The sequence below is a fragment of the Pseudomonas sp. IT-P171 genome (assembly GCF_949767765.1).
GTDB classification, from domain to species: Bacteria; Pseudomonadota; Gammaproteobacteria; order Pseudomonadales; family Pseudomonadaceae; genus Aquipseudomonas; species Aquipseudomonas fluorescens_B.
In genome coordinates this window covers 188597-203226 of the sequence record NZ_CATKQN010000002.1, presented here as the reverse complement: position 1 = coordinate 203226, position 14630 = coordinate 188597, and the positions used below count along the sequence as shown (strand labels likewise).

Genomic DNA, 14630 nt, shown 5'->3' with positions numbered 1-14630 from the left:
GCGGTTAGCCAACAAGTTATCCACACGTCCACCCACAGCAAATGGGGACAACTCGGTTTATCGCCCCCATATTCGTCACGGAAACTGAAGAAAATCCGTGACTTATCCAGAAGCAGGGTTTTCAGCAACGATTGGTTGTTTTTTGATCTGATTCTTGCAGGCCACGGTTTTAAAGGCTCACAGAGGATGGCGAACACCTTATCCACAGAAGCGCCAACAGACTTTGGGGGCAACTTCGATTGATCTGTGGAAAACCGCTCAAACTCACGATAAATCGAGGTTCCAGCGATCTTTCCTGCTCAAAAACAGTAGATTGATCGTTTTTCAACCAACCCCATGAAAAGCCCGTTTTATATGGTCTGTAGCCGACAGCGAACATCTTATCCACAGAAGCGCCAACAGAGATTGGGGGCAAGTATTGCCGCCCGCATCAACTTATCCTCGGGAAAAAGCCCGAAAAAACCGTAAGTTAGGCTGGTTGTTTTTTGTACGAAGGCTTGCAGGGCTTTGTTTTCATGGCGTGCAGCGATGGGCGAACATGTTATCCACAGAAGCGCTAACAGGGATTGTGGGTAACGTCATCGCAACCTGTTGAAACAGGACAGGATCGCCAGCGTCGCTTGGCGGTCCAGTCCCACTAGGGCCACTGCATGAGGTAGGCCTCACCGGTCACCCGAATCATCGGGTGAGGGGTGATCTGGCAGGTATCGACGATTCGAAAGCCATGGCGCTCGTAGAACCGACGGGCGCCGGTGTTGACGGCGTAGTCGATCAGGCTCAACCCCTTGAGGCCCAACTGGCGGGCGCGCTCGTGAGCATGGGCGAGAAACTGCTTGCCCAGCCCCTGATTGCGCCAGCCTTCGTGCAGCGCCAGGCTGGAGATGTAGAGCGTATCGGGGATTTCCATGTCGGCATACGGCGCCAGCACCGGGTCGGTGGTGGGTTCGGCCAGGGGATCGTGGCGCATCGTGTAGCTGTGCATCATGCCGATGACCTGCCCGTCCGCTTCGGCAATGAGGCAGTTCTGATAAGAAAAATCGACATCGTCGCGGGCATAACGACTGGCGCCCACGTCCAATAGATCCTGGTCGGGCTCTGCCAGCTGGCTCCAGATGTAATCCGCAGCACCCTCTGACGAAATCTGGAACAGACGAGCAATCTCTCGCGCATCAGTGCGCTGAGCCGAGCGGAATTCAACGGTCATTGTTGTTCCTTGTGGGAGCGGGCTTGCTCGCTCCCACATTTGATGTGTGGTGGTTGTGAGTCAGCGAACCACGCCTTCTTCGATCAATAATTTGAGAATCGCCTCGGCACCCGCTTGCGCAGTCACGCCTTTAAGCACTTGTCCGCCGCCGCCACTGGCCTTGGCCGTCGCGGCTTTCATCCGGTCTGCGCCGCTTTTCGCCTTGATCACTTTCAAGCGTTTAGGCCGCGGTTTGGCAGGTTGCAACGTGGCGACCGCCAGCAGGTCATCGTCGATCACTTCGACTTCATCCGCCTGCAACACCCCGCGCCGAGCCGGGCCGTAGGCGCTCTGCCGAGGCTTCGGCGCGGCGTTATCCACTGTCGCGAGAAACGGCAGACGGACCTTCAAACGACGACGCTGACCACGGGGCAAGGCTTGCAGCACCAGCGCCGTACTGCCATCGATGGATTCCACCTGAGCCAGCCCGACCACCAGCGGCCAGCCGAGGCTCTCCGCCAGCAGGAACGGCAGCATGCCCGAGCCTTCACCGGTTTCTGCCTGGCTGCCGGTCAGCACGACTTGCGCACCGGCATCGCGCAGATAGGCGGTCAACGCCGGCAATGCATCGGCGCCCTGAGGTTGTTCCAGTACATGCAATTGTTCCAGGCCCATGCCCAGATAAGCGCGCAACGCCGGTTCCGCGACGTCGCCGGCATGCAGCACTTGCAAGTTATCCCCAGCCAGTTGCAGACCCAGTTCCACGGCCCGCGCATCCTGCTCCGCGCGACGTGGCCGGCCGGAAGTCGGGTGGGCACCGATGGACACCAGGCTGATGATTTTCGTGCTCATAACCCTTTCCTTCCCTTAAGCCGCATCGCGCTTGGCTTCGTTGCGGTAAGCCTCTACCGCCGCGATCAAGGCTTGAAGAATCTCGGCGCTTTCGCCGATCACCGACAGGTCGGCCCGTTTGATCATGTCGCAGCCAGGGTCGAGGTTGATCGCCACCACCTTGTCGCAGGCACCGATGCCTTGCAGGTGCTGGATCGCCCCGGAGATCCCTACCGCCACGTACACCCGAGCCGTGACCCAGGTGCCCGACGCCCCGACCTGCCGGTCACGGGCCATGAAGCCGTCGTCCACTGCCACCCGGGACGCGCCTTCGGTGGCGCCGAGCGCTTCGGCGGTCCTGTGGAAAAGTCCCCAGTCCTTGACGCCGTTGCCGCCGGAGAAGATGAACTCGGCTTCGGCCATCGGAATCGCCGCCGGGTCCACTGCCACTGCGCCCAGATCCTCGATCCGCGACAGACTGCGCGCCACGGTTGTGGATAACTCCACCGGCAAGGCTTCGTGTCGGGTTTCGCTCACGGGTTCGGCACATTCGACGGCAGCCAGAATCAAGCGTGCAATCGGACGTGCAAGGTCTTGCAGACCCGCACCGGCGCGGCCGATGCATTCCTGATCCTTGACCTGCCAGACCCGTGTGGCCGGGCGTTCGCCCAATGCAGCGGCAAAGCGTCGACCCAGTTCGCCGCCACCGCTGCGGCTGTCCGGCAGCAGCCAGTGACGCGGGCTGAACTGGTTATCCACAGCCCGCAGGCCCTGGATTCGTTGTTCCGGTGCATAACCGCTGAATTCGTCGCCTTCGAGTACCAGCAGGCGATCGACGCCGGCAGTGGCGAAGACACTTTCCTTGTGTTCGCCGAAGACCACGGCCAATACCGCGCCGTCCTTGCCGGCCAATTGATGGGCCAGACCGAGCAAGTCGCGGTCGTGGCTGCTCAAGCGGCCGCCGACCATGTCGGGCACCACGCTGATGTAGAACGCCGGGGCAGGGACCTGATGCAGCGGCAATTGCACTTCAACGGCGGCCGAGCGTTTGGTCGCCCCGCCCTGCTGAGCGCCGCTGCGGTCGATCCGTTTAATGCCGTTCGGGCCGATGAAACCCATGCCATGGGGATTTTTGCGGATGACGCCATTCGGCCCCATCCAGCTGTGTTGCGCCGGTTGCATGGCCGCGTGCAGCGGGTGCAGGCGGTTACGGGCAATCCATTCGGCGCGGGGGTCACGGCGGATAATGTCGCTCATCAGTGGGCCTCCGCAGGTTCACGTTGAGCCGGTGTGGACGGTTTGCTTGGGGCTGCGTCTTCGAGCAGCGCGTCCGCCACCAGTTCGGCGATGTCCTTGATCAACGGACGCGGTTCGACCACGCCTTCGAGCATCGCGGTGCACTGTGGGCAACCCACGGCCACCAGTTCGGCGCCGGTTTCGCGGATGTCTTCCATGCGCATGTCGGGGATCCGTTGCTTGCCCGGAATGTCGGTGATCGGCGCGCCGCCACCACCGCCACAGCAGCGCGAGCGGAAACCGGAGCGTTGCATCTCTTTGACTTCGATCCCGAGGGCGCGCAGCACTTCACGCGGCGCCTCGTATTCGCCGTTGTAGCGACCGAGGTAGCACGGGTCGTGATAGGTCACGCTGCTGCCTTTGTGCTGGCCAAGACTCAGGGCGCCAGCGCCGATGATCTCGGCCATGTAGGTGCTGTGATGCTGAACGAGGTAGTTGCCGTCGAAAGCGCCGTATTCGTTTTTCAGCACATGGAAGCTGTGCGGGTCGCAGGTGACGATGCGGTTGAAGCTGTACTTGGCCAGGGTCTGGATGTTGCGCTTGGCCAACAACTGGAAGGTTGCTTCGTCGCCCAGTCGGCGGGCCACGTCACCGCTGTCGCGCTCTTCAAGACCGAGCACGGCGAAGTCGACTTTGGCCGCTTTCAGCACTTTGACGAAAGCGCGCAGAGTGCGCTGGTTGCGCATGTCGAAAGCGCCGTCGCCGACCCAGAACAGCACGTCGACGGATTTCTTCTCGCTCATCAGAGTGAGGTTCAGGTCCGCTGCCCAGTTCATCCGCCCGCCCGGTGCGAAACCGCCGGGGTTGTCGGTGGCGATCAGGTTTTCCAGGACTTCGGCGCCCTTGTTCGGGGTCGCGCCTTTTTCCAGGGTCAGATGGCGGCGCATGTCGACGATGGCATCGACGTGCTCGATCATCATCGGGCATTCCTCGACGCAGGCACGGCAGGTGGTGCAGGACCACAGGGTTTCGGCGTCCACCAGACCGTTGACGATCGGTTGATGCGGATTGCCGGCGTGCTCACCAATCGCCTTGCCCGGATAAGGGCTGCCGGCGAACTTGGCATCGGTGCCACCGGCGAGGCCGACCACCATATCTTGAATCAGCTTTTTCGGGTTCAACGGCTGGCCGGCGGCGAACGCCGGGCAGGCGGCTTCGCACTTGCCGCATTGCACGCAGGCGTCGAAACCGAGCAGTTGGTTCCAGGTGAAATCCTTGGGTTTTTCCACACCCAGCGGTGCGCTTGGATCGCTGAGGTCCAGCGGCTTCAGACCGGTGGAACGACCACCGCCAAAACGTTCGGCGCGACGGTGCCAGGCCAGGTGCAAGGCACCGGCGAAGGCGTGCTTCATCGGCCCGCCCCAGGTCATGCCGAAGAACAATTCCGAGACACCCCAGAGCACGCCGATCCCGAGGATCACGGCCAGGATCCAGCCACCAAAGTTTTCCGGCAGGATGCCTGCCACCGGCAGGGTCACCAGAAAGAACGACGCCGAAAACGCCAGCAAGCTTTTCGGCAAACGCATCCACGGGCCTTTTGACAGGCGGGCCGGTGGGTTGCGCCGACGCAGGTACACAAAGATCGCGCCGACGAACATCACCGCCGTCATCAGCAACAGCGCATAACCGAGGAAGCGGTTATGCAGGCCGAAACCGTGCACCAGAATCGCGAGCACAGCGGACGCAACCGCACCGCCGGCCGTAGCGACGTGGGTGTTGGCGATGTATTTGTCCCGCGCGACGACGTGGTGCAAGTCGACCATGTAGCGCTTGGGCATGGCGAACAGGCCGCCGATCAGGTCGACTTTCGAAGCCCGGCCCCGGCGCCACATAGCCACCCGCCGCAACGCGCCCAGAACCGCAAGGCCCAGGGCAGCGAACAACAGGATTGGAAGAAGGGTGTTCAACATGGTGGAGCTCCCAAAGACCGCAGGGTCGTGTGCGTGCCGGTAAGAGCGACGCACAACTTGTGGCGAGGGAGCTTGCTCCCGCTGGAGCGCGAAGCGCTCCCAAAACAGCCGCAGGTATCCATCTGATACACCTCGACTGCCGGTTTTGGGGCCGCTTCGCAGCCCAGCGGGAGCAAGCTCCCTCGCCACAGGTGATGGTGGTTATCCGTTAGAAATCCTTGCACAACCGCAGCGCGTCGTAGATCGCCGCGTGGGTGTTGCGCTGCGCCACGCAGTCACCGATGCGGAACAGCAAGTAGCCGTCGCCCGCCTGGCTCAGCGAAGGTTGCGGCTTGATCGCGAACAGGGCTTCGATGTCCATCTGGCCTTTGTTGCGCGAGCCTTCCTTCATGGCGTAGTAGATTTCTTCGTCCGGACGCACGCCGTTTTCGACGACCACCTGGTCCACCACCCGCTCCTCTTTGGCGCCGGTGTATTCGTTTTCCAGCACCGCCACCAGCTTGTCGCCTTCGCGGTAGACCTTCTCCAGCATCATGTCCCCGGTCATGATCACTTCTTTCGGGTACATGCTGCGGTAGTACGTCGGGAACGAGGTACCGCCAATCGCTACGCCCGGCTTGATGTCGTCGGTGACGATCTCGACCTGGCAGCCCTTGTCGGCGAGGAAGTCGGCGGTCGACATCCCGGTGAACTCGCAAATGGTGTCGTAGACCAGCACGTTCTTGCCCGGCGCCACTTTGCCGTCAAGGATGTCCCAACTGCTGACCACCAGGCCTTCGGCCGCGCCCCAGTGTTCGTTCTGCTCCAGGAATGGATGACCGCCAACGGCGAGCACCACTACATCCGGGCGCAGGTCGAGAATGGTTGCCGCATCGGCGGCCACGCCCAGGCGCAGGTCGACTTTCAGACGCGCCAGCTCCAGTTGGAACCAGCGCGTGATACCGGCGATCTGGTCCCGTTGCGGGGCTTTCGAGGCGGTGGTGATCTGCCCGCCGATAAATTCTTTCTTCTCGAACAGGGTCACGTCGTGGCCACGTTCGGCAGACACGCGAGCCGCTTCCATCCCGGCAGGGCCGGCACCGACCACCACGACTTTGCGCTTCACACCGGTCGATTTCTCGATGATGTGCGGCACGCCCATGTATTCACGGGAGGTCGCGGCGTTCTGGATGCACAACACGTCCAGGCCCTGGTACTGACGGTCAATGCAGTAGTTGGCGCCGACGCATTGCTTGATCTGGTCAACCTGGCCCATCTTGATCTTGGCGATCAGGTGCGGGTCGGCGATGTGGGCGCGGGTCATGCCGACCATGTCCACGTAGCCGCCTTCCAGAATACGGGTCGCCTGGTTCGGATCCTTGATGTTCTGCGCATGCAGAACCGGGGCCTTCACCACTTCCTTGATACCGGCGGCCAGGTGCAGGAATGGCTCCGGTGGATAACTCATGTTCGGAATAACGTTGGCCAGGGTGTTGTGGGTGTCACAACCCGAACCCACCACGCCGATGAAGTCGATCATGCCGGTGTCGTCGTAGTACTTGGCGATCTGCTTCATGTCCTCGTGGGACAAGCCGTCCGGGTGGAATTCATCACCGCACAGACGGATGCCGACGCAGAAATCCGGGCCGACTTCAGCCCGCACAGCCTTGATCACTTCCAGGCCGAAACGCATGCGGTTCTCGAAGCTGCCGCCCCATTCGTCGGTGCGTTTGTTGACCCGCGGGCTCCAGAACTGGTCGATCATGTGCTGGTGCACGGCGGACAGCTCGACGCCATCCAGGCCTCCGGCCTTGGCCCGCGCGGCGGCGCTGGCATAGTTGCCGATCACCCGCCAGATTTCTTCCGGCTCGATGGTTTTGCAGGTCGCGCGGTGCACCGGTTCACGGATACCCGACGGCGACAGCAGGGTTGGCCAGTGCTCGCCGTCCCAGCGCGAACGACGGCCCATGTGGGTAATCTGGATCATGATCTTGGCGCCATGCTTGTGCATGGCATCGGCCAGGTTCTGGAAGTGCGGGATGATCCGGTCGTCGGCCAGGTTGACCGACTTCCACCAGCCTTGCGGGCTGTCGATGGCCACGCTGGAGGAACCGCCGCAAATCGCCAGGCCGATCCCGCCCTTGGCTTTCTCTTCGTAATACTTGACGTACCGGTCGGTGGTCATGCCGCCGTCGGTCGCGTAGACCTCGGCGTGCGCAGTGCTGAGCACGCGGTTGCGGATGGTCAGTTTGCCGATCTGGATCGGCTGGAACATTGCTTCGAAAGCCATGGCGGGGTCCTCGACTTACAACGGCTTGACGGTGAACAAACCGTCGTCGTGGCCTTCTTCGGAGCCACCGTAGACTTGCTCGGCAACCGTACGAATCTTGCTGCCGCGGGCCTGCAGAATCTGGTCCATGGCACCGGCAAACCAGCCGGTGAACATGTAGTCGACCTTGCGCCCGACCTTGCCGTACACGTAGACGAATGCCGAGTGTTCAAGCTTGACGCTGGCGGTGCCTTTGTCGAGGTCGATGTCCTGGATCTTGAACAGGCCCCAGCCGCGTTGCGACAGACGCTTCATGTAGTGCTCGAACACCGCGACGCCTTCCAGGCCGTGGCATTCAGCTTCTTTTTCACACCAGTGCCAGGCGGATTTGTAGCCGGCCTTGTACAGGATCTCGGCATAGGCTTCGGCGCCCAGCACTTCCTCGATGCCCATGTGGTTATTCACGAAGAAGTGACGCGGTACGTACAGCATTGGCAGGGCGTCGGAAGTCCAGACACCGGTTTCGCTGTCGACTTCGATTGGCAATTGCGGGGCGATCTTGGCCATGGAAACTTAACTCCAGAAAAATTTGGGTGTTGCCCCCGGCACGGGCGGCCGGGGGAAAGGATTCAGAGGTGCTGTGGCTTACTCGCCCCAGACGTCCTTGAGGACGTTGACCCAGTTCTCGCCCATGATCTTGCGGACCACGCGCTCGGAGTGGCCGCGCTTGAGCAGGGTTTCGGTCAGGTTCGGGAACTCGCCCACGGTGCGGATGCCCAGCGGGTTGATGATCTTGCCGAAGCTGGTCAGACGGCGGGCGTAGCCCTTGTCATGGGTCAGGTATTCGAAGAAGTCCTGGCCATGGCCCTGGGTAAAGTCGGTGCCGATACCGATGGCGTCTTCGCCAACGATGTTCATGGTGTATTCGATGGCTTCGGCATAATCGTCGATGGTCGAATCGATGCCCTTGGCCAGGAACGGCGCGAACATGGTCACACCGACGAAACCGCCGTGATCGGCGATGAACTTCAGCTCTTCATCGGATTTGTTGCGCGGATGAATTTTCAGGCCCGACGGCAGGCAATGGGAGTAGCAGACCGGCTTCTTGGATTCGAGGATCACTTCTTCGGAAGTCTTTGAACCGACGTGGGACAGGTCGCACATGACGCCAACGCGGTTCATCTCGGCAACGATTTCACGACCGAAGCCCGACAGGCCGCCATCGCGCTCGTAGCAACCGGTGCCGACCAGGTTCTGGGTGTTGTAGCACATCTGCACGATACCGACGCCCAGCTGCTTGAACACCTCGACGTAGCCGATCTGGTCTTCAAACGCGTGAGCATTCTGGAAACCGAACAGGATGCCGGTCTTGCCCTGCTCCTTGGCCTTGCGGATGTCGGCGGTGGTGCGCACCGGAATCACCAGGTCGCTGTTCTCGCGGATCAGCTTCTGACTGGCGGCGATGTTGTTGACGGTGGCCTGAAAGCCCTCCCACACCGACACGGTGCAGTTGGCCGCGGTCAGACCGCCCTTGCGCATGTCTTCAAACAGCTCGCGGTTCCACTTGGCAATAATCAGCCCGTCGATAACGATGCTGTCGGCGTGCAATTCGGCTGGGCTCATCAGGCTGTCCCCTATTAGCGATTCGTGCGCCGAATCGTGTGCCGGCGCTTTGGGGCCAGCATATGCCTGAGGACCGGTGCAGCCGGGTGCAAAAACGACAGGGGGTTTGCCGAAAGCGTCAATCTGCGACAAAGGGTCGATATCGGCGCTTATCACCTGGCTGTTCAATGCCGTCCGCTTGGGCCAGAATTCGGCGTATTACTGGATGCTTACTGGATTTAGGGCGACGCAATGAAATCGATCTTCCTGGCTTTGGCACTGATAGCGACCGGCGTACAGGCGGCTGAAGAGTCCGACACCAACCCCTGCGATGCAGTCGAAAACGACGTCCAGACCCTGGAATGCTCGGTCTACAGCCGAACCACCGCCGAAGACCTGCTCAAGGACAACTACCAAAGCCTGACCGAGCGCATGCAAACGCTCTATGGCAAGAGCCCGACGCAACTGGCCGACATCACCGCCAAAATCAAGGCCGCCCAGCAGCAATGGCTGAAGACCCGGGACGCGGATTGCGCGGTTGAAGCGTTTCCGGCGACCAGTGGCAGCAAGGCGTTTACGATTGCGCAGAATGACTGCGTAGCGCGGATGAGTGATGAGCGGTCGGAGTTTTTGGAGTCGATTGGGCAGGAGTGATGCAAACTCCGGCCAACCAGAGCGGTAAAGCTGCTTACTTCAGCCAGTAAAGGGATCGAAATGAACATCTGCGGCATCGAAATCAAAGGCAGCGAAGCAATCATCGCCGTGGCCTCTCTCGACGATCAGGTGCTAAGCCACGTCGCGCTCAACACCAAGAAAATCGCCCTCGACGATGACGACGAGGCCGCCAACGTCAAGGTCTTTGCCGCTCAGGTGGCGTCGTTTGTTCGCGAGAACGCCATTGACCGGATCGCGATCAAGAAGCGCAGCAAGAAAGGTGAATTCGCCGGTGGGCCGACCACGTTCAAGATCGAGGGCATTTTTCAGTTGCTGGAGAACTGCGAGGTGACGCTCTTGTCACCGCAGACGATCAATGCGCAGAACAAGAAGTTTGATTTTGAGCTGCCGGGGACGTTGAACAAGTATCAGCATGAGGCTTACAAGGCGGCGTGTTCGGCGCTGCTGAAGAAGTAAGCGTTCTTTCTGGCGACACAAATCACCTGTGGGAGCCAGCCTGCTGGCGATGAGGGAGTAGCAGTCAACAACATTGTTGCCTGACACACCGCCATCGTTAGCAGGCTGGCTCCCACATTGGTTCTGTGTACCTGCATCAGGCGTTGGCAGTACGCCGGTCTTCCCGGGGGCAACGGGCAAACCGCGCCCGATAACTGCGGGTGAAATACGACGGCGACTCAAACCCGCACGCGATACTCACCTCCAGCACACTCATATTGGTCTGACGTAATAACTGCCGCGCCTTCTCCAGCCTTAATCGCAGGTAGAAATTGCTCGGCGTGTCGTTCAGGTGCAACCGAAACAAACGCTCCAGCTGCCGCCGCGTCACTTTGATAGATTCCGCAAGCTCCAGCGTGGTCAGCGGCGGCTCACTGTGCTGTTCCATCTCGCCGATAACGTGAACGAGCTTCTTGTTGCTGATGCCATACCGCGTGGCGACTTCCATGCGTTGGTGGTCTTTGCGCGGGCGGATACGGCCGAGTACGAATTGTTCGCTGACCTGGATCGCCAGTTCCGGGCCGTGGGCCTGGGCGATGAGGTCGAGCATCAGGTCGATGGACGCGGTGCCACCGGCGGAGGTGATGCGCCGACGGTCAATCTCGAACAGCTCCTGGGTGACGCTGAGCTGTGGATAAGACTCCTTGAAGGCGTCGATGGCTTCCCAGTGCAGGGTCAGGCGATGACCGTCGAGCAGGCCGGCTTCGGCAAGGACGAAACTGCCGGTGTCGATGGCGCCGAGGGTCACGCCTTCGTTGTCCAGTCGGCGCAGCCAGTGCTCCAGTGCCGGGGTGGCGAATTTCAGCGGTTCGAAGCCGGCGACCACCAACAGCGTCGCACCTTTCTTCAGCGGCTCTAGTGCCGCATCGGCGTTGACCGACATGCCGTTACTGGCCAGCACCGCCCCGCCGTCTGCGCTCAGCACATGCCAGCGATACAGCTCGCCGCGAAAGCGATTGGCGACCCGCAGCGGCTCGATGGCCGAGATAAAGCCGATGGCCGAGAAACCCGGCATCAACAAGAAGTAGAAATCCTGGGACATGGAGCGCACTCGGTTGGCGGCTGGCGTGTGATGTTGATACGCCACTTGCGCGCGGCATTCAAGAGCACAGGTCGCCGCAGTGCAAGAGCTGGTCGCCGCAGTGCGCTTTAACGGGCCTCAAGCTGCGTAACTTGGCATCACCGGCGCACAAAGACGACCGGACCCACAATAACGAACTGCCGAGGAAACCTGAGATGAAACGACTGATCAGCAGCTGTGTTCTTGCACTCAGCGGTACCGCTTTCCTGAGCGCCAGCGTCATGGCCGCCGAACCCGCTTCTTGCCAGAACGTCCGCATGGGCGTGGTGAACTGGACCGACGTGATCGCCACCAGTGCCATGACTCAGGTCCTGCTCGATGGCCTCGGCTACAACACCAAACAAACCAGCGCGTCCCAGCAAATCATTTTCGCCGGGGTCCGCGACCAGCGCTTGGACCTGTTCCTGGGCTACTGGAACCCGCTGATGACCCAGACCATCACGCCGTTCGTCGACGCCAATCAGGTCAAGGTGCTTGAAGCGCCAAGCCTGAAAGACGCCCGCGCCACTCTCGCCGTACCGACTTATCTCGCCGACAAGGGCCTGAAGACTTTTGCCGACATCGCCAAGTTCGAAAAAGAACTGGGCGGCAAAATCTACGGCATCGAGCCCGGTTCGGGCGCCAACACCCAGATCAAGGCGATGATCGCCAAGAACCAGTTTGGCCTCGGCAAGTTCCAGTTGGTCGAGTCCAGCGAGGCCGGCATGCTCGCCGCGGTGGACCGCGCCGTACGCCGCAAAGAAGCCGTGGTGTTCTTCGGCTGGGCGCCGCACCCGATGAACGTCAACGTGCAGATGACTTACCTCACCGGCAGCGACGACGCGCTGGGCCCGAACGAGGGCATGGCCACGGTCTGGACCGTCACCTCGCCGAACTACGCGCAGCAGTGCCCGAACATCGGCAAGTTGCTCAGCAACCTGACCTACACCGCCGAAGACGAGAGCCGGATGATGCAGCCGCTGCTGGATCACAAGGACGCGTTCGAATCGGCCAAGCAATGGCTGAAAGATCACCCGCAAGACAAACAACGCTGGCTGGAAGGTGTGACCACCTTCGATGGCAAACCGGCGGCTGACAATTTGAAACTGACCAGCAAATAAACCCCGATTGAACCACCGACTCGCAGCCCTACGGGGCTGCGAACGGAATCATCACGCCTGCAAGGAACCCGCCTCATGAACCACGACGTCATCATCACCTGCGCACTCACCGGTGCTGGCGACACGACCAGCAAAAGCCCACACGTGCCGGTCACCCCGAAACAAATCGCCGCCGCCGCCGTAGAAGCAGCAAAAGCGGGCGCCACAGTCGTCCACTGCCACGTGCGCAACCCCGAAACCGGCAAATTCAGCCGTGACGTGGCGCTGTACCGCGAAGTGATGGAGCGCATCCGCGAGGCCGACGTCGACATCATCGTCAACCTCACCGCCGGCATGGGCGGCGACCTGGAAATCGGCGCCGGCGAGAACCCGATGGAGTTCGGTCCGAACACCGACCTGGTCGGCCCGCTGACCCGCCTGGCCCACGTCGAAGAACTGCTGCCGGAAATCTGCACCCTCGATTGCGGCACCCTGAACTTCGGCGACGGCGACACCATTTACGTGTCCACCCCGGCGCAGCTGCGTGCTGGCGCCAAACGCATTCAAGAGCTGGGCGTGAAGGCCGAGCTGGAAATTTTCGACACCGGTCACCTGTGGTTCGCCAAACAGTTGATCAAGGAAGGCCTGCTCGACGACCCGCTGTTCCAGCTCTGCCTGGGCATCCCGTGGGGCGCGCCGGCGGATACCACCACCATGAAAGCCATGGTCGACAACCTGCCGGCAAATGCCGTGTGGGCCGGTTTCGGCATCGGTCGCATGCAGATGCCGATGGCGGCGCAAGCGGTGCTGCTGGGCGGCAACGTGCGGGTCGGTCTGGAAGACAACATCTGGCTGGACAAGGGTGTGCTGGCAACCAACGGCCAACTGGTCGAACGCGCCTCGGAAATCCTCAGTCGCCTCGGCGCCCGGGTTCTGACGCCGGCGGAAGGCCGAGCAAAAATGGGCCTGACCAAGCGCGGTTGATCCCGACACCTTTCCCCCTGTGTGAGCGAACCTGCTCGCGATGACGTCGGTACAACCGAAACATCATCTGCGACAGGAATACCGCCATCGCGAGCAGGCTCGCTCACACAGTTTTTTCCGAGCCAAATTCAGGTAATCGCCATGACTTTTATCACCGAAATCAAAACCTTCGCCGCCCTGGGCAGCGGTGTCATCGGCAGCGGCTGGGTCTCCCGCGCTCTCGCCCACGGCCTCGACGTGGTGGCCTGGGACCCGGCGCCCGGTGCCGAAGCCGCCCTGCGCAAACGCGTCGCCAATGCCTGGGGCGCGCTGGAGAAACAAGGCCTGGCGCCCGGTGCTTCGCAAGATCGCCTGCGCTTTGTCGCGACCATCGAAGAATGTGTTCGCGATGCCGATTTCATTCAGGAAAGCGCCCCGGAACGCCTCGATCTGAAACTGGAACTGCACAGCAAAATCAGCGCGGCGGCCAAGCCCGATGCCTTGATCGGCTCCAGCACTTCGGGCCTGTTGCCGAGCGAGTTCTACGAGAGCTCGACCCACCCCGAACGCTGCGTGGTCGGCCACCCGTTCAACCCGGTTTATCTGTTGCCCCTGGTGGAAGTGGTCGGCGGCAGGAACACTGCCCCGGAAGCCGTTCAAGCCGCCATGAAAGTCTACGAATCCTTGGGCATGCGTCCGCTCCATGTGCGCAAGGAAGTGCCAGGATTCATCGCCGACCGTTTGCTCGAAGCACTGTGGCGCGAGGCGCTGCACCTGGTCAACGACGGTGTGGCGACCACCGGTGAAATCGACGACGCGATCCGTTTTGGCGCGGGTCTGCGCTGGTCGTTCATGGGCACCTTTTTGACTTACACCCTGGCCGGCGGCGATGCCGGCATGCGGCACTTCATGGCGCAGTTCGGGCCGGCGTTGCAATTGCCGTGGACGTACCTGCCAGCACCGGAACTGACCGACAAGTTGATCGACGATGTGGTGGACGGCACCAGTGATCAGTTGGGCAAGCACAGCATTTCCGCGCTGGAGCGCTATCGTGATGACTGCCTGCTGGCGGTGCTTGAGGCGGTGAAGACCACCAAAGAAAAGCATGGGATGGCGTTCAGCGAATAAACACTGCCCTTGTGGCGAGGGAACTTGCTGCCGCTCGGCCGCGAGCGGTCGTAAACCAGCGAATGCGATTTGACTGATACACCGCATACATCGGTTTGGGACTGCTGCGCATTCCGGCGGGAGCAAGCTCCCTCGCCAC

Annotated in this window: 13 protein-coding genes; 5 read left to right on the top strand and 8 right to left on the bottom strand. The window is 61.2% G+C overall.

Going from position 1 to position 14630, the window contains the following annotated elements; translation table 11 throughout:
* Positions 1 to 637: 637 nt before the first annotated feature.
* The 7 genes from ACM6I5_RS02075 to ACM6I5_RS02045 all read right to left on the bottom strand — a co-directional run bounded on the left by ACM6I5_RS02075 (position 638) and on the right by ACM6I5_RS02045 (position 9091).
* Positions 638 to 1204 carry a GNAT family N-acetyltransferase gene (locus ACM6I5_RS02075; protein WP_414883092.1) on the bottom strand — a complete coding sequence of 189 codons (567 nt, stop codon included), beginning with the start codon at positions 1202 to 1204 and terminating at the stop codon, positions 638 to 640.
* Between the two features lie 60 nt (positions 1205 to 1264).
* Positions 1265 to 2035 carry an electron transfer flavoprotein subunit beta gene (locus ACM6I5_RS02070; protein ID WP_017341190.1) on the bottom strand — a complete coding sequence of 257 codons (771 nt, stop codon included), beginning with the start codon at positions 2033 to 2035 and terminating at the stop codon, positions 1265 to 1267.
* A gap of 15 nt (positions 2036 to 2050) precedes the next feature.
* Positions 2051 to 3271, bottom strand: a complete 1221-nt coding sequence (locus ACM6I5_RS02065) for an electron transfer flavoprotein subunit alpha/FixB family protein (protein ID WP_414880195.1) — start codon at positions 3269 to 3271, stop codon at positions 2051 to 2053.
* Entirely contained in the window at positions 3271 to 5220 is a 1950-nt protein-coding gene (dgcB, locus tag ACM6I5_RS02060; protein WP_017341192.1) for a dimethylglycine demethylation protein DgcB, read from the bottom strand. The genes ACM6I5_RS02065 and dgcB overlap by 1 nt, the downstream gene beginning before the upstream one ends.
* Before the next feature lie 208 nt (positions 5221 to 5428).
* Entirely contained in the window at positions 5429 to 7489 is a 2061-nt protein-coding gene (gene dgcA / locus ACM6I5_RS02055; protein ID WP_017341193.1) for a dimethylglycine demethylation protein DgcA, read from the bottom strand.
* A gap of 15 nt (positions 7490 to 7504) precedes the next feature.
* Positions 7505 to 8035 (bottom strand): DUF5943 domain-containing protein, encoded by a 531-nt coding sequence (locus ACM6I5_RS02050; RefSeq protein ID WP_007947752.1) that lies wholly within the window; start codon positions 8033 to 8035, stop codon positions 7505 to 7507.
* Between the two features lie 78 nt (positions 8036 to 8113).
* The gene (locus ACM6I5_RS02045) at positions 8114 to 9091 is read right to left on the bottom strand and encodes a dipeptidase (RefSeq protein ID WP_008033250.1); all 978 of its coding nucleotides are present in this window, start codon (positions 9089 to 9091) and stop codon (positions 8114 to 8116) included.
* A gap of 231 nt (positions 9092 to 9322) precedes the next feature.
* Here ACM6I5_RS02045 and ACM6I5_RS02040 point away from each other — a divergent pair, with 231 nt between their 5' ends.
* Both ACM6I5_RS02040 and ACM6I5_RS02035 read left to right on the top strand, forming a co-directional pair.
* Positions 9323 to 9724 carry a lysozyme inhibitor LprI family protein gene (locus tag ACM6I5_RS02040; RefSeq protein ID WP_017341195.1) on the top strand — a complete coding sequence of 134 codons (402 nt, stop codon included), beginning with the start codon at positions 9323 to 9325 and terminating at the stop codon, positions 9722 to 9724.
* Between the two features lie 60 nt (positions 9725 to 9784).
* On the top strand, positions 9785 to 10201 hold the full coding sequence (locus ACM6I5_RS02035; RefSeq protein WP_414883091.1) for a DUF3010 family protein: 417 nt from the start codon (positions 9785 to 9787) through the stop codon (positions 10199 to 10201).
* Positions 10202 to 10337: 136 nt separating this feature from the next.
* On the opposite strand, the gene ACM6I5_RS02030 is transcribed toward ACM6I5_RS02035, so the two are convergent.
* Positions 10338 to 11282, bottom strand: a complete 945-nt coding sequence (locus ACM6I5_RS02030) for a GlxA family transcriptional regulator (RefSeq protein ID WP_017341197.1) — start codon at positions 11280 to 11282, stop codon at positions 10338 to 10340.
* Positions 11283 to 11476: 194 nt separating this feature from the next.
* On the opposite strand from ACM6I5_RS02030, the gene ACM6I5_RS02025 reads away from it, so the two are divergent.
* The 3 genes from ACM6I5_RS02025 (at position 11477) to ACM6I5_RS02015 (ending at position 14491) form a co-directional block, all read left to right on the top strand.
* Positions 11477 to 12421 (top strand): choline ABC transporter substrate-binding protein, encoded by a 945-nt coding sequence (locus ACM6I5_RS02025; protein WP_414883090.1) that lies wholly within the window; start codon positions 11477 to 11479, stop codon positions 12419 to 12421.
* 75 nt (positions 12422 to 12496) lie between these two features.
* Entirely contained in the window at positions 12497 to 13384 is an 888-nt protein-coding gene (locus ACM6I5_RS02020) for a 3-keto-5-aminohexanoate cleavage protein (RefSeq protein ID WP_017341199.1), read from the top strand.
* 141 nt (positions 13385 to 13525) lie between these two features.
* Positions 13526 to 14491, top strand: a complete 966-nt coding sequence (locus ACM6I5_RS02015) for an L-carnitine dehydrogenase (protein WP_414880190.1) — start codon at positions 13526 to 13528, stop codon at positions 14489 to 14491.
* Positions 14492 to 14630 lie beyond the last annotated feature (139 nt).

Coding starts and splice junctions, on each gene's coding strand:
- ACM6I5_RS02015 (WP_414880190.1), top strand. CDS start 13,526: ATGACTTTTATCACCGAAATCAAAACCTTCGCCGCCCTGGGCAGCGGT.
- ACM6I5_RS02040 (WP_017341195.1), top strand. CDS start 9,323: ATGAAATCGATCTTCCTGGCTTTGGCACTGATAGCGACCGGCGTACAG.
- ACM6I5_RS02070 (WP_017341190.1), bottom strand. CDS start 2,035: ATGAGCACGAAAATCATCAGCCTGGTGTCCATCGGTGCCCACCCGACT.
- ACM6I5_RS02045 (WP_008033250.1), bottom strand. CDS start 9,091: ATGAGCCCAGCCGAATTGCACGCCGACAGCATCGTTATCGACGGGCTG.
- ACM6I5_RS02020 (WP_017341199.1), top strand. CDS start 12,497: ATGAACCACGACGTCATCATCACCTGCGCACTCACCGGTGCTGGCGAC.
- ACM6I5_RS02075 (WP_414883092.1), bottom strand. CDS start 1,204: ATGACCGTTGAATTCCGCTCGGCTCAGCGCACTGATGCGCGAGAGATT.
- ACM6I5_RS02035 (WP_414883091.1), top strand. CDS start 9,785: ATGAACATCTGCGGCATCGAAATCAAAGGCAGCGAAGCAATCATCGCC.
- dgcB (WP_017341192.1), bottom strand. CDS start 5,220: ATGTTGAACACCCTTCTTCCAATCCTGTTGTTCGCTGCCCTGGGCCTT.
- ACM6I5_RS02050 (WP_007947752.1), bottom strand. CDS start 8,035: ATGGCCAAGATCGCCCCGCAATTGCCAATCGAAGTCGACAGCGAAACC.
- ACM6I5_RS02025 (WP_414883090.1), top strand. CDS start 11,477: ATGAAACGACTGATCAGCAGCTGTGTTCTTGCACTCAGCGGTACCGCT.
- dgcA (WP_017341193.1), bottom strand. CDS start 7,489: ATGGCTTTCGAAGCAATGTTCCAGCCGATCCAGATCGGCAAACTGACC.
- ACM6I5_RS02030 (WP_017341197.1), bottom strand. CDS start 11,282: ATGTCCCAGGATTTCTACTTCTTGTTGATGCCGGGTTTCTCGGCCATC.
- ACM6I5_RS02065 (WP_414880195.1), bottom strand. CDS start 3,271: ATGAGCGACATTATCCGCCGTGACCCCCGCGCCGAATGGATTGCCCGT.